We start from the raw sequence: 19218 nt of genomic DNA, 5'->3' as shown, positions 1-19218 counted from the left end.
GAAGCTGGCGACCTCGGAGGTCGTGGCGGAGCTCGCCGCGATCGGCGAGCGGATCGACTCCTCCACGCTGGAGGTGGTCGCCCGGAACGCGGACCGCGTGGAGACCCTCGAGGCCGCGAACGTGACCTTCCGCCTCGCCCAACCGATCGGCGCGGAGCCGTTCGGGGCGAACCCGCGCCTGGGCCGGTTCGTGATCGACGCGGGCGGGTTCGTCGCCGGCGGAGGGATCGTGCGGGCGATCCGGGCCGGGGAGCACGCGACGGGTACCCGGGTTGTCCGGCTGGACTCCCGCCTCACGACCGAGCCGGACGGAAACTTCATCGACCTGTCGGGGGAGCCGGGCCGCGTGGAGTTCGATCTCTCCCCGGGATTCCTCGACCGGCTGGCCTGGGGAAACCGGGTCGTGCTGCGCCTGCGCACGGCGGACCAGCTCGAGGGACTCGCCCGGCTGGCGTTCGGGCACGGCCTGGCACTCGAGTTCCACCGCGACGAGGGGAAGTCGCTCGCAACGCTGTACCAACGGTTCCCGGAGTCCGCGATCGTGTACGACGATTCGGGCCCCGTCATCTGAGGGGCGGAAGAGGAAGGGAGAGCATGGCGGCCGACGGTTCGAAACTCCGCACGAGGATCCTGCACCACGGCGCCGACACGGACCCGCACACCGGGGCCGCGGCGATCCCGGTATACCAGGTGTCGACGTTCGCGCAGGAAGACCCGGTGCGCCTCGGGAAGTACGAGTACGCCCGCGGCGAGAACCCCACGCGCGAGGCGCTCGAGCACGCCGTCGCGGCCCTGGAGGGAGGCGCGACGGGGCTGGCGTTCGCCTCGGGGATGGCCGCCATCTGCTCCGTCCTCCTGCTGTTCGCGCCGGGCGAGCACATCCTCGTGGGGGAGGACGTGTACGGCGGGACGTTCCGCGCGCTCACCACGATCTTCCGGCGGTGGGGGCTGAAAAGCACGTTCGTGGACGCCTCCGATCCCGCGAACCTCGCCTCCGCCGTCCTCCCGGAGACCCGGGCGATCTTCGTGGAGACGCCGTCGAACCCGACCCTGAAGATCACGGACCTCGCCGCCGCGGCCGCCGTGGCGAAGGAACACGGCCTACTGTCCATCGTGGACAACACGTTCATGACGCCGTACCTCCAGCGTCCCATCGAGCACGGGTTCGACGTGGTGGTGCACAGCGCCACCAAGTTCCTCGGCGGGCACAGCGACCTGATCGCGGGGGTGGCGGTGGCACGGGACGCGGAGGTGGGCGAGCGCCTCAAGTTCATCCAGCGCGCCTTCGGGGCGATCCTCGGGCCGCAGGATTCCTACCTGGTCTCCCGCGGGATCAAGACGCTGGCGGCGCGGATGGAGGCCCAGCAGGCCGGCGCCGTGCGTATCGCGCAGTGGCTGGCCGACCGGCCGGAGATCCGGAATCTGTACTACCCGGGCCTGCCGGACCATCCCGGGCACCGAGTCCACGCCCGGCAGGCGGCCGGCGCGGGCGCGGTGCTCTCCTTCGAGCTCCCGGACGGTCCGTCCGCGCACCGGTTCATGAAGCGCGTGCGGATCCCGCTGCTCGCGGTGAGCCTGGGCGGCGTCGAGAGCATCCTGTCGTATCCCGCCACCATGTCCCACGGCTCCATGCCGCCGGAGGAGCGGCGCGCCCGCGGGATCACCGACGGGCTGGTCCGGCTTTCGGTGGGGCTCGAGGACCCGGACGACCTGATCGGGGATCTCGCCGCCTCCCTGGAGGCGTGACGGGGGCGCCGATCCCATCTCCCGCCGCGGAAGCGGAGGCTTCTCCCTACCGGGCCGCCGGAGGGCGAACAGTGCAGGAAAAAATCCATCGGACCGACCGGACCGCCGGAAGTTCCCGACAGAGGAGGGATCCATGGAGAGGATCCGTCGTGCGGTTCGGTCGCTGGTCGCAACGCTGGTGGTGATGTCGACGTTCGGGAGTTTCGGCTCCGCGGTGTTCGCGGAGGACGCGCCGGGCGCGGTCGCGGGGACGCCGGGAGCGGGTTCCACACTGGAGGAACTGGACCGGAAGGTCCGGATCCTCGAGCGGAAGTGGGAGATCGAACAGGAAGCGGCGGCCGCAAAGGCCAAGGGAGCCGTAAACGTCACCGCGGGGAAGGACGGATTTTCGATCCGCTCGGCGGACGGGAGCTTCCAGCTCAAGCTGAACGGGTACGTCCACGCCGACGCGAGGTTCTTCTTCGACGACAAGCAGCAGCCGGCGGTGAACACGTTCCTCATCCGGCGGGCGCGGCCCAACGTCGAGGGGACCGTCTCCCGGTACGTCGCCTTCCGGATCCTCGTGGATTTCGGGGAGGGGAAGAGTTCCCTGCAGGACGCCTACGCGGACTTCACGTACTTCCCGAACGCGAAGCTGCGCGCGGGGAAATTCAAGTCGCCGGTGGGGCTGGAGCGACTGCAGTCCGTCACGGACGCCCGGTTCGTGGAGCTTGCCCTGCCCACCAGCCTCGTCCCCAATCGCGACATCGGGTTCCTCCTGCACGGCTCCCCGTGGAAGGGGGCGTTGTCGTACGCCGTCGGGGTCGTGAACGGCGTGGCGGACGGCGGCAGCGGCGACGGAGACAACCACGACGACAAGGACGGCGTCGCGCGGCTGTTCGTCCACCCGTTCCGGGCGGCCGGGATCGACGCGCTCTCCGGGCTGGGCCTGGGCGTCGGCGCGAGCTACGGGAACCGGCAGGGATCCGTGTCCGACCAGAACCTCCCCACGTACAAGACCCCCGGCCAGCAGACGTTCTTCAAGTACCGCAACGGGACCGACAACGTCTTCGCCGACGGCGCGAACGTCCGCATCTCGCCGCAGGGATACTTCTATTACGGTCCCCTGGGGCTTTTCGGCGAATACGTCCGTTCCACCCAGGAGGTCCGAAAGCTCCCGTCGACCGTCGCGCGCCTGACCAACACATCGTGGCAGGCGGCCGGATACTACCTCCTCACCGGGGAGGACGAGTCGTACGGGGCCGTCGCGCCGCGGCGTCCGTTCGACCCGGTGAAGGGGGATTGGGGCGCGTGGGAGGTCGCGGCCCGTTACTCGGAGCTGCGGGTCGACGACGACGCGTTTCCGACGTTCGCCTCCCCGACGTCCGCGGTGAAAAAGGCGTCCGCGTGGGCCGGCGGCATCAACTGGTACGTGAACCGGAACGCGAAGGTCGCCCTGACGTACGAGGAGACGAAGTTCACCGGCGGCGCCTCCGTCGGCGACCGGGAAAAGGAGCGGGTCCTGCTGAGCAGGGTCCAGCTCGCGTACTGAGGTGGCGCTCGATGCGAAATACAACCACACGCGATAACGGAGGGATTCCCATGATACGGAAACGGTTCCCGACTTTGCCGGTCCTCGCCTTCCTGGCGGGGATCGTCGCCGCACCGGCGGCGTCGGCCGACGTGACGCTGCTCAACGTGTCCTACGATCCCACGCGGGAGCTCTACCAGGAGTTCAACGCCGCCTTCGCGAAGCACTGGCAGGCGAAGACGGGCGAAAAGGTGACGATCAAGCAGTCCCACGGGGGCTCCGGGAAGCAGGGGCGGGCCGTCATCGACGGTCTCGAGGCCGACGTGGTGACGCTGGCGCTGGCGTACGACATCGACGAGATTGCGGAGAAGGGGAGGCTGCTCCCCGCGAAGTGGCAGTCCCGCCTGCCGCACAACAGCGCGCCGTACACCTCGACGATCGTCTTTCTGGTCCGGAAGGGGAACCCGAAGGGGATCCGGGACTGGGACGACCTCGTGAAGCCCGGGGTCGCGGTCATCACGCCGAACCCGAAAACTTCCGGAGGCGCCCGTTGGAACTACCTCGCCGCCTGGGCGTTCGCGCTGAAGAAGTACGGAAACGACGAGGGGAAGGCGCAGGAGTTCGTCGCGAAGCTCTTCCGGAACGTGCCCGTCCTGGACTCCGGGGCGCGGGGCTCCACCACGACCTTCGTCCAGCGGGGGATCGGGGACGTGTTCCTGTCGTGGGAGAACGAGGCGTTTCTCGCCGTCAACGAGCTCGGGAAGGACAAGTTCGAGATCGTCGTCCCGTCCCTGAGCATCCTCGCGGAGCCCCCGGTGACCGTCGTGGACAAGGTGGCGGACCGCCGCCGTACGCGGAAGGTTGCCCAGGCGTACCTCGAATACCTGTACACGCCGGAAGGCCAGGAGCTCGCCGCGAAACATTACTACCGGCCGCGCCTCGAGCCGGTCGCGGCGAGATACGCGAAGCAGTTCACCAAGGTCAAGCTGTTCACCATCGACGAGGTGTTCGGCGGGTGGCAGAAGGCCCAGAAGAAGCATTTCGCCGACGGCGGAATCTACGACCGGATCTTCCAGGCGGGGAAGTGAGCCCGCCGCGGGGGCGGAGGTCCCCCCTCCCTCCTCCGCCCCCGCACCCGCGGGCCTCAAACGATACGGGGATGAAGGATTCGACGCAATGAAACGGAACGGGAACCAAAACGTCCTCCCGGGGTTCGGCCTCGCGATGGGGTGCACGCTCGCGTACCTCTCGCTGATCGTCCTCATCCCCCTGTCCGCCTCGTTCCTGCGGACGGCGGGGATGCCCTGGCAGCGGTTCGTCGAGACGGTCGCCGACCCGCGGGTCGTCGCCTCGTTCCGGCTGACGTTCCGGACGGCGTTCCTGGCCGCGGCCATAAACGCCGTGTTCGGGTTCCTGGCGGCGTGGGTGCTGGTGCGGTACCGCTTTCCCGGGAAGCGGCTGGCCGACGCCCTGGTGGACCTCCCCTTCGCACTGCCGACCGCGGTGGCGGGGATCGCCCTCACCTCGGTCTACTCGGCGAACGGGTGGATCGGCCGCCACCTGGAGGCGCACGGCGTCAAGGTGGCGTTCACACCGCTGGGGATCGTCGTCGCCATGACGTTCATCGGCCTGCCGTTCGTCGTCCGGACGGTGCAGCCGGTGCTCGAGGAGCTGGACGCGGAGTACGAGGAGGCGGCCGCGTGCCTCGGGGCGGCGAGGTGGCAGATCTTCCGGCGCGTCCTGTTTCCGCCCCTGCTCCCCGCGCTGCTCACGGGGTTCGCCCTGGCGTTCGCGCGGGCGCTCGGCGAATACGGGTCGGTGGTCTTCATCGCGGGGAACATGCCGATGGTGTCCGAGATCACCCCGCTGCTCATCATCACGAAGCTGGAGCAGTACGATTACGCGGGCGCGACGGCGATCGCCGCGGTCATGCTGGTCGCCTCCTTCCTGATGCTGCTGGGCATCAACGTCCTCCAGTGGTGGGCCGGCCGCCGGGAGTCGGTCCGGTGAGGGGCGGGGAGGCGGTGCGCCGCGGGATGACCGAGCCGGCCGGCGTGCGGTGGGCGTTGACCGGCATCGCCGTGCTGTTCCTCGGGATCTTCCTGGTCGTCCCCCTGGCCGCGGTGTTCGCGCAGGCGCTCGAAAAGGGCGCAGGCGTCTACCTGTCGTCGTTCCGGGAGCCCGACGCCCTCTCCGCGATCCGGCTGACGCTCCTTGTGGCCGCCGTGGCGGTCCCGCTGAACCTCCTCTTCGGCGTGGCGGCGGCGTGGGCGGTCGCGAAGTTCGATTTCCGGGGGAAGCAGGTGCTGGTCACGCTGATCGACCTGCCGTTCTCGGTGTCGCCCGTGATCTCGGGGCTGATCTACGTCCTCGTCTTCGGGCTCCAGGGGTGGCTGGGACCGTGGCTCACGGAGCACGGCGTGAAAGTCATCTTCGCGCTGCCGGGCCTCGTGCTCGCCACGGTGTTCGTGACCTTTCCGTTCGTGGCCCGCGAGCTGATCCCCCTGATGGAGGCGCAGGGAGCGGAGGACGAGGAGGCGGCGCGGGTGCTCGGCGCGAGCGGCCTCAAGACGTTTTTCAAGGTCACCCTCCCCAACGTGAAGTGGGGGCTCCTCTACGGCGTGATCCTGTGCAACGCGCGGGCGATGGGGGAGTTCGGGGCCGTGTCGGTGGTCTCGGGCCACATCCGGGGGGCGACGAACACGATCCCCCTGCACGTGGAGATCCTCTACAACGAATACAACTTCGTCGGCGCCTTCGCGGTGGCGTCGGTGCTGGCCCTGCTGGCGCTGGTCACGCTGGCGGCGAAAACGGCCGTGGAGTGGAAGTTCCGATCGGAACGGTCCGGGCGGAGGCGGGAGTCCGGCCGCGGGGAGGGATCATGAGCATCGAGGTTCGCGGCGTCACCAAGCGGTTCGGGGAATTCACCGCCCTGTCGGAGGTAAGCCTCTCGGTTCCCGGCGGCGAGCTCGTGGCGCTGCTGGGTCCGTCGGGCTCCGGGAAGACGACCCTCCTGCGGATCGTCGCAGGGCTCGAATCGTGCGACGCGGGGGAGGTGTACTTCAACGGGGAGGAGGCGACGCGGCGGGACGTGCGGGACCGCCGGGTCGGATTCGTGTTCCAGCACTACGCCCTGTTCCGGCACATGACCGTCTTCGAGAACGTGGCGTTCGGGCTGACCGTGCGTCCGCGGCACCGCCGTCCGGCGAAGGCGGCGATCCGGAAGAAGGTCGTGGAGCTGCTTCGCCTGGTGCAGCTCGAAAGCGTCGGCGGCCGGTATCCCGGACAGCTCTCCGGCGGGCAGCGGCAGCGGATCGCGCTGGCGCGGGCGCTGGCCGTCGAGCCGGAGGTCCTCCTGCTCGACGAGCCGTTCGGCGCGCTGGACGCGCGGGTCCGCAAGGAGCTGCGGGGGTGGCTTCGGCGGCTGCACGACGAGATGAAGATCACCAGCGTCTTCGTCACGCACGACCAGGAGGAGGCGCTGGAGGTGGCCGACCGGGTGGTGGTGATGAACGAGGGGCGGATCGAGCAGGAAGGGCCGCCGGACGAGGTGTACGAGCGCCCCGCCAACCCGTTCGTCTACAACTTCCTGGGGCACGTGAACATCTTCCACGCGAGGGTGCACGCGGGGCGCGGGATGATCGGGGACCTGGTCGTGGACCTGCCGGAGCACGCGGGGACGAGGAACGCCCACGCGGTCGCCTACGTCCGGCCCCACGACATCGCCGTCAGCCGCGCGCCGGACGGGGAGGAGGCGGCGGCGGCGGTCGTCCGGCACGTCCACACGGCGGGTCCGGTCGTCCGGCTCGAACTCGAACGAGCCGACGGCGGGGGCGTCGTGGAAGCGGAGCTGTCGCGGGAACAGTACCGCAGCCTCGGCGCGGCACGGGGGGAGAAGGTGTTTCTCACGCCGAAAAACATGCGGGTGTTTCTCGAGGACTATGCGATCTGATAGGGTAGTATCGGAGGGGCGCATGGAACTCGAAGACCGGGACGTCCTGCGGTACAGCCGCAACATCCTCCTGCGGGAGATCGGGCCGGAGGGGCAGGAGAAGCTGCTCTCCGCCTCGGCCCTCGTGGTGGGGGCGGGAGGGCTCGGTTCCCCGGCGCTGCTGTATCTGGCCGCGGCGGGGATCGGCCGGCTCGGTATCATCGACAACGACCGCGTGGACTCGAGCAACCTGAATCGCCAGGTCATCCATGCCGAAAAATCGATCGGGCTCCACAAGGTCCGCTCCGCCGCGGAGCGTCTCCTGGAGATCCGGCCCGACCTGCGGGTGGATTCGCACGAGTCCGCCTTGACCGCGGAGAACGCGGTCGACCTGTTCCGCCGGTACGACGTCGTCGTCGACGGCAGCGACAACTTTCCCACCAAGTTCCTGTGCAGCGACGCGTCGGTCCTCTCGGGCACTCCGCTGGTGCACGGCGGCGCCCTTCGGTTCGGCGGGCAGCTCTTCACGATCCTGCCCGGAAAAGGGCCGTGCCTGCGGTGCGTCATGCCGGAGATCCCTTCGCCGAAGGACGTTCCGACCTGCTCCGATTCGGGGATCCTCGGAGCGGCCGCCGGGGTCGTCGGATCGTGGCAGGCGGTGGAGGCGGTCAAGGCGATCCTGGGTCTGCCCGGGGCTCCTCCCGGGAAAATCCTCGTCGTGGACACGCTTTCCGCGGATGTGTCCGCCATCCAGGCGGAGAGGAACCCCGGTTGCCCGGCGTGCGGAAAGTCTCCGCGGATCGTCCTTCCCCTTTCCCCGGAAGAGTACCGGCTGGAGCGGGTCTGCAAGATATAGATCCCGCGGCGCGGACCGGCACCGGATATTTCGCTTGACAGGATCCTTCCGTTAAACTATAAAACCTATATGCTAAGTAGTGTTTATCGGATGGAGCGCTCCCGGTCCTCCTGTCGGCGGATCGCGAAGGGGCCCGGCCCACCCGGGGGCGCCGCGGGATAACGCAGCCGACCGATCGGAATGACCGAAGGCGGATGGGGAAACGATCCCATCCGCCTTTCTTGTTGTCTGGGCAGGCAAACGAGCCGCGATGCCGGCGGAACGATCCGCCAGGCGGAAAGGGGAAGGGGAAAGATGGAAGGCAGGCAGCGGGTACGGGCATGGATCGTAGGGATATTGGGGGCGGCGCTTCTGGCGGCTCCCCGGGTTTCCGCGGCGGCGGAGCCTCTGAAGGTGGGGTACCTGCCGGTCACCGGCCACGCGAAGTTCTTCGTGGCGAAGGAACAGAAGTTCTTCGAGAGGGAGGGGCTCTCCGTCGAGCTGATCGAGTTCGTGAATTCCGCCGACGGGATCAACGCGCTGAAAGCGGGGAAGCTCGACATCGGCGCGTTCGGCACGACCGCCCCGTTGGCGCACATCGCCAAGGGGGCGGACCTGCGGATCATCGGGGGGATCATGGGGGAGGACGCCTCCATCGTCACCACCGCGGCGAACGCCCCGAAGGTGAAGAAGGTCGCCGACCTGAAGGGGAAGAAGGTGGCCACGGTCCGGCTGGCCACGGGCGACGCGGTGCTGCGCGGGGCGCTGAAGGACGCGGGTGTGAACTGGAAGACGGACCTGCAGATCTTCGAGCTGAAGAGCCCGCCCGCGGTCATCGAGGCGGTCAAGTCGGGCCAGGTGGACGCCGGGGTGATCTGGGGCCCCCACGATCTCCGCGCCGAGGAGCAGGGATTGAAGGTGGTGATCCGCAGCGGGGAGCTTCAGCACGGCCACCCGTGCTGCCGCCTGACCGTCAACGGCGCGGATCTGCCGAAGGCGGCGACGTGGGAGAAGTTCCTCCGGGCGATCCTCCGCGCGGAGCGGTTCGCGAAGGAGAACCGGAAGGAGACGGTGGACGCGATCGTGAAGTACGTGAAGCTCGACCGCGCGCTGGTGGAGAAGGCGTACTACCACGGGCACCTCGAGCAGGGGAGCGACCCGAACCTCAAAGGCGTCCGGGCGTTCTGGGCCACCTTGCAGAACAGCGAATTCATCGATTCCAAGGCGGACATCGGTTCCTACGTCGAGACGAAGATCTACAGGAACGCCCTGGACGGCCTTGCCCGGGAGAATCCGAAGGACCCGTTCTGGAAGAAGCTCCAGAAGGAGTTCCCCGGGAGGAACGGCTGATGGGGGGCGTCCCGGCCCGGACGGATCCGGATCTCCCGGGAATCTCCGTCGAATCGGTGTCCTTCGGGTACGGGAAGGGCGCCCGCGTCCTCGAGGACGTCGACCTTACGGTCCGGGAGGGAGAGTTCCTCTCCCTCCTGGGCCCCAGCGGCTCCGGAAAGACGACGGTGCTCCGCCTCCTCGCGGGTCTCGAGTCGCCGGGGGCGGGGCGTGTCGCCTGGAAGGGGGCCGCGATCCGGGGGCCCGGGATCGAGCGGGGCGTCGTCTTCCAGGACTACTCCCTCTTCCCCTGGATGCGGATGGTGAACAACGTGGCGGTCGCGATCGGGAAGGCGAACCCCGGAGGGAAGAAGGGAGAACACAGGGAGCTGGCGGAGGAGTACCTGCGGATGGTGGGGCTGGGAGACGCGATCGCGAAATACCCGTTCGAGCTCTCCGGCGGTATGCGCCAGCGCGGGGCGATCGCCCGGGCGTTCGCCCTCGGTTCCCCGGTCCTGCTGATGGACGAGCCGTTCGGGGCGCTGGACCCCGTAAACCGCGCGAAACTCCAGGATCTGCTTCTCGAGGTGTGGGGCTCCTCCGACCCCCGGAAGACGGTGGTGTTCGTCACCCACGACATCGAAGAGGCGATCTACCTCGGCGACCGGGTCGCCGTTCTCGGCGCACCCCCCGGGAGGGTCATCGCCCGGGAGGAGGTCCCGTTCGACCGCCCCAGGTCCCGCAGGCGTCTGTTGGCTTCGAAAGAGTTCCGGGAGTTGCAGGACAGGATCTCGGAGAAGTACCGCACCGATACGTTCGAACGGCTGGAGTCCACGGGGATCGTGCGGGACCCGGCGGAAGGGATCTGACCATGGGCGTCGACCGGACAAGGATCGCAGCGCCCGGCTCCTGGGATTACAGGACGGCGGAACTTTCGCCCGCGGGAGCGGAATCCGTTGCGGGAGGTGCGAAGCGGGCGGTCCGATACGGGTACGAGCCGTATCTGCTGGCCGCGGGATTGCTGGCCCTGTGGCACCTGGCGGCGTCCTTCCTGCCGCAAGGGGGGAACCCGTTGCTCCCGGCTCCGACGGTCACCGGCAAGGCGCTTTGGACATCGATGCCGGAGCTGCTGAAAGGTACGTACTACTCCTTCCTCATCCTGGTTCCCGGGTACCTTGCTGCGGTGGGGGCCGGGATCGCGATCGGCCTGCTGGTGGGGACGACGGGATGGCTCGACCGGGCCTTCACCCCGTTCGCGCGCGTCGCGTCGCCGATCCCGCCGACCGTCTACATCCCTTACGCCATCGCGGTGCTTCCGACGTTCCGCCTGTCCGCGATCTTCGTCGTCTTCATAGGCGCCTTCTGGCCGGTCTTCCTTTCCGCCGCCGCCGGCGCCGCTTCCCTGGAGGGGAGGTACCGCGACAACGCGCGCATCCTCGGAATCGGGGGAATCGAATACCTTCGGAAGATCGTCTTTCCCGGGGCGCTGCCCCATATATTCTCCGGGATGGCGGTGGGGCTGGCCCTGTCGTTCATCCTCCTTACGGTGGCGGAGCTCTTCGGCGCCAACGCGGGGCTGGGAAGGTTCGTCCAGTATTACGCCGATTTCGCCGATTACCCCCGGATGGTCGCGGGGATCCTGTACACCGGAGTCGTCACGTTCCTGGCGATGGGAGCGCTCGACCGCGTGAAGCGCAGGGCGCTCTTCTGGGTCCGGTGATGTTGATGTCGAAGGGAGGGGCTTAGGATGGCCGCACCCGCACCCGCAGCCGCCAGGGGACAGGCCCTCCGGGCGGAGAACGAACGGAAGGCGATCGCGCTGGTGTTGGAAGCGATCCGGCAGGTCCGCTACGGCGTGGTCACCGTCGTCCTCCAGGACGGGCTGGTGGTCCAGGTGGAGCGCGCGGAGAAGACGAGGATCCTCACCCGCCGGGAGGTGGAGATGGCCGGGGAAGGAGAGGGGATCTGACGGGCGGTCAACCGCCCCCCTTGGTGACCTCCAGCAGGAAGATCCCGTCCTCGCGCGAGACGCTCGTGACCGCGTGACCCTCCGTCTTCAGGGAGGAGATCACGTTCTTCAGCGCGTCCTCTTTCAGGCGCACGCCCAGCTTCCCCGCGGGGGCGATCTTCTGAAGGGCCATCTTCACCTTCACGAACGTCATGGGACACACGTCCCCGGTGATGTCGAGAAGCGGCGTCGTCACAGCCCCGTCACCTCCTTCACGCGGCGCTCCAGCGCGTCGAACCCCGTCCGCTCCAGCGTGTCGCCGAACCGTTCCCGCGGTTTCCCGTGCGCCCGGAAGAATTCGAGGACGGCGGTGATCGCCGCCATCGCCTCCTCCTTCGTCGTGAGGACTCCGAGGATCCTCTTCCCGAGGAACGGCTTCCGGCCGAACTTCCCGCCGGCGAAGAGGCGGTACCCGCGGCGGGCCTCCCGCATGCCGCCGCTCGGGCACGAGACGATGCAGTCCCCGCAGCCGATGCAGAGGTCGAGGTCGACGGTCAGCGAGCCGTCCTCCGCCGTCGCGATCGCCTTCGTCGGGCACACCGCCGCGCACACCCCGCAGAGGGTGCACGGGCCCCGTTCCCAGCGCGGCTCGATCCACCCCTTGATCCCCGCGTCGTTCTCCTCGGCCTTCATGCAGTTGTTGACGCACCCGGAGACGCCGATCTTGAACTTGTGCGGGACCGGTTTCCCGTAGAACGCCCGGTCCGCCGCGTCGGCGAGCTCCGGCGAGTCGATGACGCCGCTCGGGCACACCCTGCACCCCTGGCACGCCGTGACGGTGCGCACCGTGGGACCGCAGACCCCTACGCCGACGCCCGATGGGGAGAGGAACTCCTTCAGGGCGGAAAGCGAATCCTGGCGCACGTTCGGAATCTCCACGCCCTGGCGGCTGGTGAGGTGCACCTCGCCGCGCCCGAAGCGGTCCGCGGCATCGTGGATCGCCCGGAGCTGCGTCGTGTCGAGGCGTCCCCCGACCACGTGGAGGCGGACGGAGAAGAGCCCCGCCTCCGCCTGGCGCATCATGCCGCCTTTCTTCAGCTCCTTGTAGTCGGCTTCGTTCACGCCTTCACCTCGACGTCCGGGACCCCTTCCCCCTCCAGGCACGGGGTGTAGTGCGACGCGTACTTGAACGCGTTGTCGGGGGAGATGCACACCGCGACCGCGCCGGCCGGGAGATTCTCCTGCAGCGCCGCCCAGACGATCGCGCCGGTGGACGGCCCCACGAGGAGGCTCTCCTCGCGCGCCAGCCGGATGGCGGTTTCGTAGGCGGGGGCGTCGGGGACGCGGACCGTCCGGTCGATGAGCGATTCGTCCAGGATCCCCGGCTTTTTGCTCTCCTGGAAATTCTTGAGCCCCGACAACCGGTGCCCCTTCTCAGGCTCGATGGCGATCACGCGGACTTCCCGGTTTCTCTCCTTCAGGAACTTCGCCACGCCGGTGATCGTCCCGCACGTTCCGTACCCGGCGAAGAAGTGGGTGACCTTCCCTTCCGTCTGGTCCCAGATCTCCGGCCCGGTCGCCTCGTAGTGCGCCCGCACGTTGTCGGGGTTCTCGTACTGGTTCGGCATCACGTACTTGTCCTTCGTCGCCTCCCCCTCGACGAAGCTGCGCGCCAGCGCGATCGCGCCGTCCTTGGGGTGGTCGATCGGGCAGAGGTCGTCCGGCGTCGCCCACACCTCGGCGCCCAGCAGCCGAAGCAGCGTGATCTTCTCCGCGGGGGCGCCGGACGGGATCGTGATGGTGCACGGCACGCCGAGCAGGTTGGACAGCGCCACGAGGGCGATCCCCGTGTTGCCAGAGGTGGGCTCCACGATCTTCTTCCCGTCGAGCCGGCGGTCCCTGCGCAACCCCTCGAGGAGGTACCGCGCCGTCCGGTCCTTGATCGACCCGAACGGGTTCATCCATTCGAGCTTGGCGAGGATCGTACCCCCGCCCGCGGGAGGCAGCTTCCGAAGCCGGACCACCGGCGTCGGATTCTCCCGCGATCCGATGAGCTGCGATACGTCGTCAAATACCCTGCGCGACAGGTTCATCGAGGTTCTCCCGCTTTTGTTCGGATTGGAACAGCGCGGCGGTCCGCCCGACGAACAGGATCGCCGGGGAGCGGATCCCTGCCTCTTCCGCCGTGCGGTGCAGGTCGCCCAGGCGTCCCCGGACGACGCGCTCGCCCGGCCGGGAGCCGTTCTCCACCGCGGCGAACGGGGTGTCCGGAGGAAATCCCGCGGCGGTGAGCTCCATTGCGACGGCGGCGATCCGCCCCACGCCCATGTAGACCGCGAGCGTCCCGTCCTTCGGCAGGCGGTCCCAGGCGACCGCGCTTCCCCCCTTCGCATCGGATTCATGCCCCGGAAGGAACGTGACCGACGAGGCGAGGGCGCGATGCGTCAGCGGCACGCGGGCCGCCGCGGCGCACCCGACGGCCGCCGTGATCCCGGGGACGATCTCGAACGGGACGCCTTCGCGGGCGAGGTGCTCCGCCTCCTCCCCGCCCCTTCCGAAGACCAGCGGATCGCCCGATTTCAGCCGCACGACCGATTTCCCCTCCCGCGCCAGCCGCACCATCGTCTCGTGGATGGCGTTCTGCTTGATCGCCGCCCCGTGGCCCGCCGTGCGCCCCTTGCGGGCGTAGCAGATCTTCGCCGCCTTTTCGCGGGCAAGCGACAGGATCTCCTGAGGGACGAGGTAGTCGTACACGACGGCGTCGGCGCTGCGAAGCAGCCCGAGCGCACGCACGGTCAGCAGGTCCGGGTCGCCGGGGCCGGCGCCGACGATGTAGACCTTACCCGGCCGCGCGGCGATGCGTCTGCGCCGCCGTCCGCGCTCCAACCGGACCCCGACCTCGGCGCGGTGCTCTTCGAGAAACTCCCGCAAGGCTCGGGCCGCTCCCGGATTCTTCCCTCCCGTGGAGATCGCCGCCGTGAACTCTTCGCCCCGCACCACCGCCGGAAGGATGAACGTGCACTCCCCGGGCGAATCGGCGACGTTGACCGGGATGCGGCGCCGCCTTGCGTCCCGCGACACGCGGGCGTTCAGCGCCCGGTCCGAGGTGGCGGCGAAGACCAGCTCCGCCCCCTCCAGGAGCTCTTCCCGGTACGCCCCGCGGACCGCCAGGAGTTCACCTCGCGCGGCACGCGCCGACAGGGCGGGGCAGAGCTCCTTCGCCGCGACCGTCACCGCGGCCCCACCGGCCGCGAGCGCTTCGATCTTCCGGGCCGCGACCGCGCCGCCGCCCACGACGAGCGCCCGGGCGCCCGAGAGGTCGAAAAACAGAGGCAGGTACGGATTCCCGGTATTCATGCGCCCCTCACAGGTAATATTCCGGATCCCTGCCGCCCATCGGGTCGGGAAGGATGCTCCCCCGCAGGGCGGCCACCCGCACCGTGTCGCCCGACGCGAGCCGGTCCGCCATCTTGTGGCTCCGCTGGAGGAGGGCCGTGAGCGGGTACCCTTCCTCCGTCGTCATCTCCACGCGAAGGTGCGCGCCGAGGTAGGAGACCGATCCCACCGTGGCGTGCGCCTGGCCCGCCTCCGCGATTCCGGGGGGGAGCAGCGTCACGTCTTCCGGCCGGAGGAGGACCTTGATCGTTCCGCCGGATCGACCCGCCCCGTTTCCATCCAGCCGGATGGCGAGGCTCCCCGCGTAGGCGTACCCCCGGTACGGCATCCCCGGGAGGACGTTCACCTCCCCGACGAACCGCGCGACGAACTCCGTCGCGGGATCCTGGTACACTTCCCGAGGAGTGGCCACCTGCTCGATCCGCCCCTCGTTCATCACCGCGACCCGGTCCCCCATCTCCATCGCCTCCTGCTGGTCGTGCGTGACGATCAGAGTGGTGATCCCCACCTTCCTCTGGACGGCCGCGATCTCCCGGCGCAGCCGTTCCCGGACCTTGATGTCCAGGGCGGAGAGCGGCTCGTCGAGGAACAGGAGGGAAGGGGAAACGGCGAGGGCGCGGGCCAGGGCGACTCTCTGGCGCTGCCCCCCGGAGAGCGTGTCGACGGGGCGGTCCGCTTCCTCCGCGAGCCCCACCAGGTCGAGCATCTCCGACGCCTTGCGGTATCTTGCCGCCGCGGGCGCGCCCCGGACGCGGGGGCCGAACGCCACGTTCTCCCGGACGGTCATCTTCGGGAAGAGGGCGTAGTCCTGGAAGACGAACCCGATGCCGCGTTCCCTCGGGGGCACTCCGGACATCTCCTTGCCCTCGATCCGGATCGTGCCGCGGTCTTCGCGAAGAAGCCCCGCCAGCACGCGCAGGAGGGTCGATTTGCCGCATCCGCTGGGCCCCAGGATGGACACCATCTCTCCCCGCACCACGGAGAAGGAGACGTCGTTCAGCACGTCCTTCGGGCCGAACGATTTTCGGACGTTCTCGATGATCAGGTGGGGTGCGGTCATCCGACCTTCCTCGCCACGGACGACTGGAAGAGCTGAAGCAGCAGGAGGATGAGGAAGGACGCCAGCGCCAGCAGGATCGCGATCGCCGCCGCGCCCTCCACGTCTCCCGTGTTGAACCGCGAGAAGATGTAGAGCGGCCCGGTCTGCGTCCGGCCCACGAGGTTCCCCGACACCATGATGGAGGCGCCGAACTCCCCCAGGGACCGGGAAAACGTGAGGAAGGCTCCCGCCACGATCCCCTCCCGGACGGCCGGGATCGTCACGAAGGCGAACACCTGCCACTCCTTCGCGCCCAGCGTTCGCGCCGCGTCCTCCCCCGAGCGCGGCACCGATTCGAGCACGGCGCCCACCGCCCGGACCATGAACGGGAACGTTACGAAGACATGCCCCAGCAGGAGGCCGGGGAACGAGAACATGATCTGGATCTCCCGCTCCCCGAAGAACCTCCCCACCGGTCCCAGGGGCCCGTACATCAGCAGCAGGGCGAACCCGGTGACCACCGTGGGGATGGCGAGCGGGATGTCCACCAGGGCGTTGATCGCCTTGCGGCCCGGGAACCGGTACCGCGTAAGGAGGAACGCCATCGCCGTCCCGATGACGCCGTTGACCCCGGTCGTGGCCAGCGCGACGAGGCCGGTCAGCCGCAGCGCGGCGACGGCGTCGGGGTTTTTGAGCCGGTCCCAGAACACCCCGAAACCCTCCCGCACCGCGTACTGGTTGAGCGACACCAGCGGCAGGAGGATCAGCAGGAAGAACAGCCCCAGCGCGGCGGCGAAAGTGGCGCCCCGCAGCAGGGAGTCCATGTTCCGGGGCCGGCTCATCGCGACGGAAGCTACTTCCCCTGGGTCTTCTTCCAGGCGTTCTCGATCACGTTCTTCCGCGCGCTCTTCCACCCGCCCAGGTCGTCCACCGTGAACGGCTGCGCCACCTTCGCGTACTTCGCGTGGAACTCCTTCTCGATTTTCGCGTCCACCGGCCGGAAGCCGTACTTCGCGTAGGCGCGCTGGGCTTCGGCGGTGTAGAGGAACTTGATGAGCTCGGCGACGGCATGCTCCTGCTCCGGGCGGACGTTCCTGTCGACCCGCGCCACCTTCCACTCCGTCTCGATCGTCTTCTTCGGCACGGAGATCGCGTAGTCGCGTCCCTTGGCCTTCTCGAGCAGCGCCTCGTTCTCGTAGGTGACGATCGCGTCGCCGAATCCCGCGTCGAACTGGACGAACGTCTGGCGGGCCGACTCGGGCTGTGCGATCACGTTCTTCTCGACGGCGGAAAGGAGCTTCACCCCCCCGTCCTCCGGACCGAAGGTGAGGTTCCGGAAGTTCGCACCCGCGCCGTAGATCGCGAAGATCGCCCACTGCGCCCCCCCGGAGGTGTCCGGGCTCGCGTGGAGCACCTTCGTTCCCGGCTTCGCGAGATCTTCGAAGGTGACGAGTCCCTTCGGGTTCCCTTTTCGGGTGACGAAGACGATGACGGACTTGATGACCGCCCCCTGGTTCGGGTTCTTCCGCCAGTCCGAAGAGACCAGCCCCTTCTCCTTCAACTGGTCCAGGTACAGCTCGGAGGAGAGGACCGCCACCTGCACCGGCGCCCCGCCCAGGATCTGGTTCTTGAGCGTCCCGGAGCCGGCGAACGACGCGGAGACGTCGACGTCCTTGCCGAACTTCTCCTTGTAATACTTCTTGAAGGCGGGGAGGATCTCCTTCGTCGTGGCGTCCTCCGTGACGCAGCAGGAGTGGAGGTTGATCTTCACGGGTTCTGCGTGGACGTCCTGGGTTGCGAGCAGGATTGCGGCGAGGAGCACGAGCATGCGCTTCATCGAGTTACCCTCCCTGGGGGCGGTGGAGATTGGCGGATCTAATAAATACATTATCTATCGATTTGATAGTGTATTCGCCCTCACCATCGATGTCAACAGGAAAAATCCGACCGGCACGCGGGAGTGAGGCGCTGCGTGTGGCAGGGGAATACTCTTCACTCGCGGAGAATATTCTTCAGGCTTCCGCTCCCATGGGGCGAACGGAATAATCGGTGTTAATCCAAATTGACGAACGGTAGCTGAAATCGGTTTTAATGCATTTCGGCACAGGCTGTGCTACATACCGCCCGACAATACATCCGGGAGGTCCGGGGAATGAAGGGCACGGAGAGGTTGGGTTCCATGGAGGGAAATGGTCCGGATAAGAAAATCGGCGGCGCCTGTTGCGGGGGTGGGGGCGGTACTCGCCTTGCGATCGCGGTGATCCTGCTTCTGGCCGGGGTCGCCGCCGCCGGGCATGCGGGTCTGTTCGACGGGATCCTGAAGAAATCGCCGGCCGACGCGGCGAAGGCGGCGGGCGTGAAAGAGTCCGCCGACACGGTCTCGATTCCCCTCTCGGCCCTCGATTCCGGGAAGGCGCTCTTCCTGTCGCTTGAGTCGGCCGGGCGGCAGCTCCACTACTTCGCGCTGCGGAGTTCCGACGGAAAGTACCGCGCGGCGCTCGACGCGTGCGACGTCTGCTTCCGCACGAACCGCGGCTACCGGCAGGAAGGGGAGCAGATGGTGTGCAACAACTGCAACCAGAAGTTCGCCTGCGACAAGATCGGCGAGGTGAAGGGGGGGTGCAATCCCCATCCGCTGGCCCACAAGGAAGAGGCGGGATACATGATCATCCGGAAGTCGGATATCGCGGCGGGCAAGGAGTATTTCGCCCGCAAGCGGACGTGACCGGGCTGCGGGGGCGACGTCGATGAACCTTCGGAAACTGGCGTGGAAGAACCTGCTCCGCCGCAAGTCGCGGGCGGCCTTCACCGGTCTCGGGATCTTCCTCGGGATCGCCACCTTCGTCGCGATCGCGTCGCTCACCTCCCAGATGGAAGGGGCCGTGCAGGACCAGCTCGACCGGTTCGGCGCGAACATCCTCGTATCGCCCCGGACGGACCAGCTCTCCCTCGGGTTCGGCGACATCGCCCTCGGGGGTACCGAGGTCTCCCGCTCCCGGCTCACCCTGGCGGACAAGGAGAAGATAGCGTCGATCCACCACAGGGACCGGATCCGCTCGATCGTCCCGTACCTGCTGACCGCGGCGGACGCTTCCGGCAAGAACCTCGTCTGGATGGGCATCCCCTCCGCCGAAATGGCGGACGCCCGGCCGTGGTGGAAGATCGACGGTTCCCCGATCCGGAAGCGGGGAGAAGCGCTCCTCGGCGCCGATGCCGCCGCGGCTCTCGACAAAGGGCCCGGTGGAACCGTGACGACAGGGAACCGGCTGTTCCACGTCGTGGGGGTGCTCCGTTCCACGGGGGAGAAGGAAGACGGGATGATCATCGCCGACATCGCGGACGTGCAGGCGCTGTCGAAGGTTCCCGGGGGGGTGACCTTCTTCGAGGTCGCGGCGCTGTGCAAGAATTGCCCCGTGGAGGACATCGTCGCGCAGATCGGCCAGGCCCTGCCGGGCGCGAGGGTGTCGGCCATCCGGCAGGTGGT

The 19218-nt window shown here is 68.3% G+C and carries 21 protein-coding genes; 14 read left to right on the top strand and 7 right to left on the bottom strand.

Going from position 1 to position 19218, the window contains the following annotated elements:
• The 12 genes from HZB86_00520 to HZB86_00465 all read left to right on the top strand — a co-directional run.
• Window positions 1-571, top strand: a 571-nt coding sequence (locus tag HZB86_00520; GenBank protein ID MBI5904032.1) for a hypothetical protein, incomplete at its 5' end; no start/stop codon positions are given.
• Between the two features lie 23 nt (window positions 572-594).
• On the top strand, window positions 595-1746 hold the full coding sequence (locus HZB86_00515; GenBank protein ID MBI5904031.1) for a PLP-dependent transferase: 1152 nt from the start codon (window positions 595-597) through the stop codon (window positions 1744-1746).
• A gap of 133 nt (window positions 1747-1879) precedes the next feature.
• Window positions 1880-3277: a porin gene (locus HZB86_00510; protein MBI5904030.1), complete on the top strand. Its 1398-nt coding sequence runs from the start codon at window positions 1880-1882 to the stop codon at window positions 3275-3277.
• Window positions 3278-3327: 50 nt separating this feature from the next.
• Complete coding sequence (locus HZB86_00505; GenBank protein ID MBI5904029.1) at window positions 3328-4344, top strand: sulfate ABC transporter substrate-binding protein; 1017 nt, start codon at window positions 3328-3330, stop codon at window positions 4342-4344.
• 88 nt (window positions 4345-4432) lie between these two features.
• On the top strand, window positions 4433-5266 hold the full coding sequence (gene cysT, locus HZB86_00500) for a sulfate ABC transporter permease subunit CysT (GenBank protein MBI5904028.1): 834 nt from the start codon (window positions 4433-4435) through the stop codon (window positions 5264-5266).
• 26 nt (window positions 5267-5292) lie between these two features.
• Window positions 5293-6141, top strand: a complete 849-nt coding sequence (cysW, locus tag HZB86_00495) for a sulfate ABC transporter permease subunit CysW (GenBank protein MBI5904027.1) — start codon at window positions 5293-5295, stop codon at window positions 6139-6141.
• Complete coding sequence (locus HZB86_00490) at window positions 6138-7208, top strand: sulfate ABC transporter ATP-binding protein (GenBank protein ID MBI5904026.1); 1071 nt, start codon at window positions 6138-6140, stop codon at window positions 7206-7208. Before cysW ends, HZB86_00490 begins: the two co-directional genes overlap by 4 nt.
• A 22-nt stretch (window positions 7209-7230) precedes the next feature.
• Window positions 7231-8043 carry a HesA/MoeB/ThiF family protein gene (locus HZB86_00485; protein MBI5904025.1) on the top strand — a complete coding sequence of 271 codons (813 nt, stop codon included), beginning with the start codon at window positions 7231-7233 and terminating at the stop codon, window positions 8041-8043.
• Window positions 8044-8337: 294 nt separating this feature from the next.
• On the top strand, window positions 8338-9372 hold the full coding sequence (locus tag HZB86_00480) for an ABC transporter substrate-binding protein (protein ID MBI5904024.1): 1035 nt from the start codon (window positions 8338-8340) through the stop codon (window positions 9370-9372).
• A complete protein-coding gene (locus HZB86_00475) occupies window positions 9372-10220 on the top strand; it encodes an ABC transporter ATP-binding protein (protein MBI5904023.1) in 849 nt (282 codons plus the stop codon). The genes HZB86_00480 and HZB86_00475 overlap by 1 nt, the downstream gene beginning before the upstream one ends.
• A 2-nt stretch (window positions 10221-10222) precedes the next feature.
• On the top strand, window positions 10223-11071 hold the full coding sequence (locus HZB86_00470) for an ABC transporter permease subunit (GenBank protein MBI5904022.1): 849 nt from the start codon (window positions 10223-10225) through the stop codon (window positions 11069-11071).
• Between the two features lie 27 nt (window positions 11072-11098).
• Window positions 11099-11320 carry a YezD family protein gene (locus tag HZB86_00465; GenBank protein MBI5904021.1) on the top strand — a complete coding sequence of 74 codons (222 nt, stop codon included), beginning with the start codon at window positions 11099-11101 and terminating at the stop codon, window positions 11318-11320.
• 7 nt (window positions 11321-11327) lie between these two features.
• On the opposite strand, the gene HZB86_00460 is transcribed toward HZB86_00465, so the two are convergent.
• From HZB86_00460 to HZB86_00430, 7 genes are read right to left on the bottom strand one after another with little or no spacing between them, the layout of a single operon-like run.
• The gene (locus tag HZB86_00460) at window positions 11328-11513 is read right to left on the bottom strand and encodes a sulfurtransferase TusA family protein (GenBank protein ID MBI5904020.1); all 186 of its coding nucleotides are present in this window, start codon (window positions 11511-11513) and stop codon (window positions 11328-11330) included.
• Between the two features lie 38 nt (window positions 11514-11551).
• Window positions 11552-12421 (bottom strand): 4Fe-4S binding protein, encoded by an 870-nt coding sequence (locus HZB86_00455; protein MBI5904019.1) that lies wholly within the window; start codon window positions 12419-12421, stop codon window positions 11552-11554.
• Window positions 12418-13392: a PLP-dependent cysteine synthase family protein gene (locus HZB86_00450; GenBank protein MBI5904018.1), complete on the bottom strand. Its 975-nt coding sequence runs from the start codon at window positions 13390-13392 to the stop codon at window positions 12418-12420. The genes HZB86_00455 and HZB86_00450 overlap by 4 nt, the downstream gene beginning before the upstream one ends.
• Entirely contained in the window at window positions 13367-14656 is a 1290-nt protein-coding gene (gene cobA / locus HZB86_00445; protein MBI5904017.1) for a uroporphyrinogen-III C-methyltransferase, read from the bottom strand. The genes HZB86_00450 and cobA overlap by 26 nt, the downstream gene beginning before the upstream one ends.
• Window positions 14657-14663: 7 nt before the next feature.
• Window positions 14664-15755, bottom strand: a complete 1092-nt coding sequence (locus tag HZB86_00440; GenBank protein MBI5904016.1) for an ABC transporter ATP-binding protein — start codon at window positions 15753-15755, stop codon at window positions 14664-14666.
• The gene (locus HZB86_00435) at window positions 15752-16576 is read right to left on the bottom strand and encodes a sulfate ABC transporter permease subunit (protein MBI5904015.1); all 825 of its coding nucleotides are present in this window, start codon (window positions 16574-16576) and stop codon (window positions 15752-15754) included. The genes HZB86_00440 and HZB86_00435 overlap by 4 nt, the downstream gene beginning before the upstream one ends.
• Window positions 16577-16587: 11 nt before the next feature.
• A complete protein-coding gene (locus HZB86_00430) occupies window positions 16588-17571 on the bottom strand; it encodes an extracellular solute-binding protein (GenBank protein ID MBI5904014.1) in 984 nt (327 codons plus the stop codon).
• Window positions 17572-17991: 420 nt separating this feature from the next.
• On the opposite strand from HZB86_00430, the gene HZB86_00425 reads away from it, so the two are divergent.
• Both HZB86_00425 and HZB86_00420 read left to right on the top strand, forming a co-directional pair.
• Window positions 17992-18459 carry a DUF2318 domain-containing protein gene (locus tag HZB86_00425; protein MBI5904013.1) on the top strand — a complete coding sequence of 156 codons (468 nt, stop codon included), beginning with the start codon at window positions 17992-17994 and terminating at the stop codon, window positions 18457-18459.
• Window positions 18460-18481: 22 nt separating this feature from the next.
• The coding region (locus HZB86_00420; GenBank protein MBI5904012.1) for an ABC transporter permease at window positions 18482-19218 on the top strand (737 nt) is incomplete at its 3' end.

Source organism: Deltaproteobacteria bacterium, from assembly GCA_016234845.1.
In the GTDB taxonomy this organism is placed as follows: domain Bacteria; phylum Desulfobacterota; class Deferrimicrobia; order Deferrimicrobiales; family Deferrimicrobiaceae; genus JACRNP01.
The sequence above is the reverse complement of the archived record's forward strand: the minus strand, read 5'-3'. Positions and strand labels throughout refer to the sequence as shown.

Excerpts from the sequence above, each read along its gene's own strand:
- HZB86_00515 (MBI5904031.1), top strand. The coding sequence starts at position 595 with ATGGCGGCCGACGGTTCGAAACTCCGCACGAGGATCCTGCACCACGGC.
- HZB86_00510 (MBI5904030.1), top strand. The coding sequence starts at position 1,880 with ATGGAGAGGATCCGTCGTGCGGTTCGGTCGCTGGTCGCAACGCTGGTG.
- HZB86_00505 (MBI5904029.1), top strand. The coding sequence starts at position 3,328 with ATGATACGGAAACGGTTCCCGACTTTGCCGGTCCTCGCCTTCCTGGCG.
- cysT (MBI5904028.1), top strand. The coding sequence starts at position 4,433 with ATGAAACGGAACGGGAACCAAAACGTCCTCCCGGGGTTCGGCCTCGCG.
- cysW (MBI5904027.1), top strand. The coding sequence starts at position 5,293 with ATGACCGAGCCGGCCGGCGTGCGGTGGGCGTTGACCGGCATCGCCGTG.
- HZB86_00490 (MBI5904026.1), top strand. The coding sequence starts at position 6,138 with ATGAGCATCGAGGTTCGCGGCGTCACCAAGCGGTTCGGGGAATTCACC.
- HZB86_00485 (MBI5904025.1), top strand. The coding sequence starts at position 7,231 with ATGGAACTCGAAGACCGGGACGTCCTGCGGTACAGCCGCAACATCCTC.
- HZB86_00480 (MBI5904024.1), top strand. The coding sequence starts at position 8,338 with ATGGAAGGCAGGCAGCGGGTACGGGCATGGATCGTAGGGATATTGGGG.
- HZB86_00475 (MBI5904023.1), top strand. The coding sequence starts at position 9,372 with ATGGGGGGCGTCCCGGCCCGGACGGATCCGGATCTCCCGGGAATCTCC.
- HZB86_00470 (MBI5904022.1), top strand. The coding sequence starts at position 10,223 with ATGGGCGTCGACCGGACAAGGATCGCAGCGCCCGGCTCCTGGGATTAC.
- HZB86_00465 (MBI5904021.1), top strand. The coding sequence starts at position 11,099 with ATGGCCGCACCCGCACCCGCAGCCGCCAGGGGACAGGCCCTCCGGGCG.
- HZB86_00460 (MBI5904020.1), bottom strand. The coding sequence starts at position 11,513 with ATGACGTTCGTGAAGGTGAAGATGGCCCTTCAGAAGATCGCCCCCGCG.
- HZB86_00450 (MBI5904018.1), bottom strand. The coding sequence starts at position 13,392 with ATGAACCTGTCGCGCAGGGTATTTGACGACGTATCGCAGCTCATCGGA.
- cobA (MBI5904017.1), bottom strand. The coding sequence starts at position 14,656 with ATGAATACCGGGAATCCGTACCTGCCTCTGTTTTTCGACCTCTCGGGC.
- HZB86_00440 (MBI5904016.1), bottom strand. The coding sequence starts at position 15,755 with ATGACCGCACCCCACCTGATCATCGAGAACGTCCGAAAATCGTTCGGC.
- HZB86_00435 (MBI5904015.1), bottom strand. The coding sequence starts at position 16,576 with ATGAGCCGGCCCCGGAACATGGACTCCCTGCTGCGGGGCGCCACTTTC.
- HZB86_00430 (MBI5904014.1), bottom strand. The coding sequence starts at position 17,571 with ATGAAGCGCATGCTCGTGCTCCTCGCCGCAATCCTGCTCGCAACCCAG.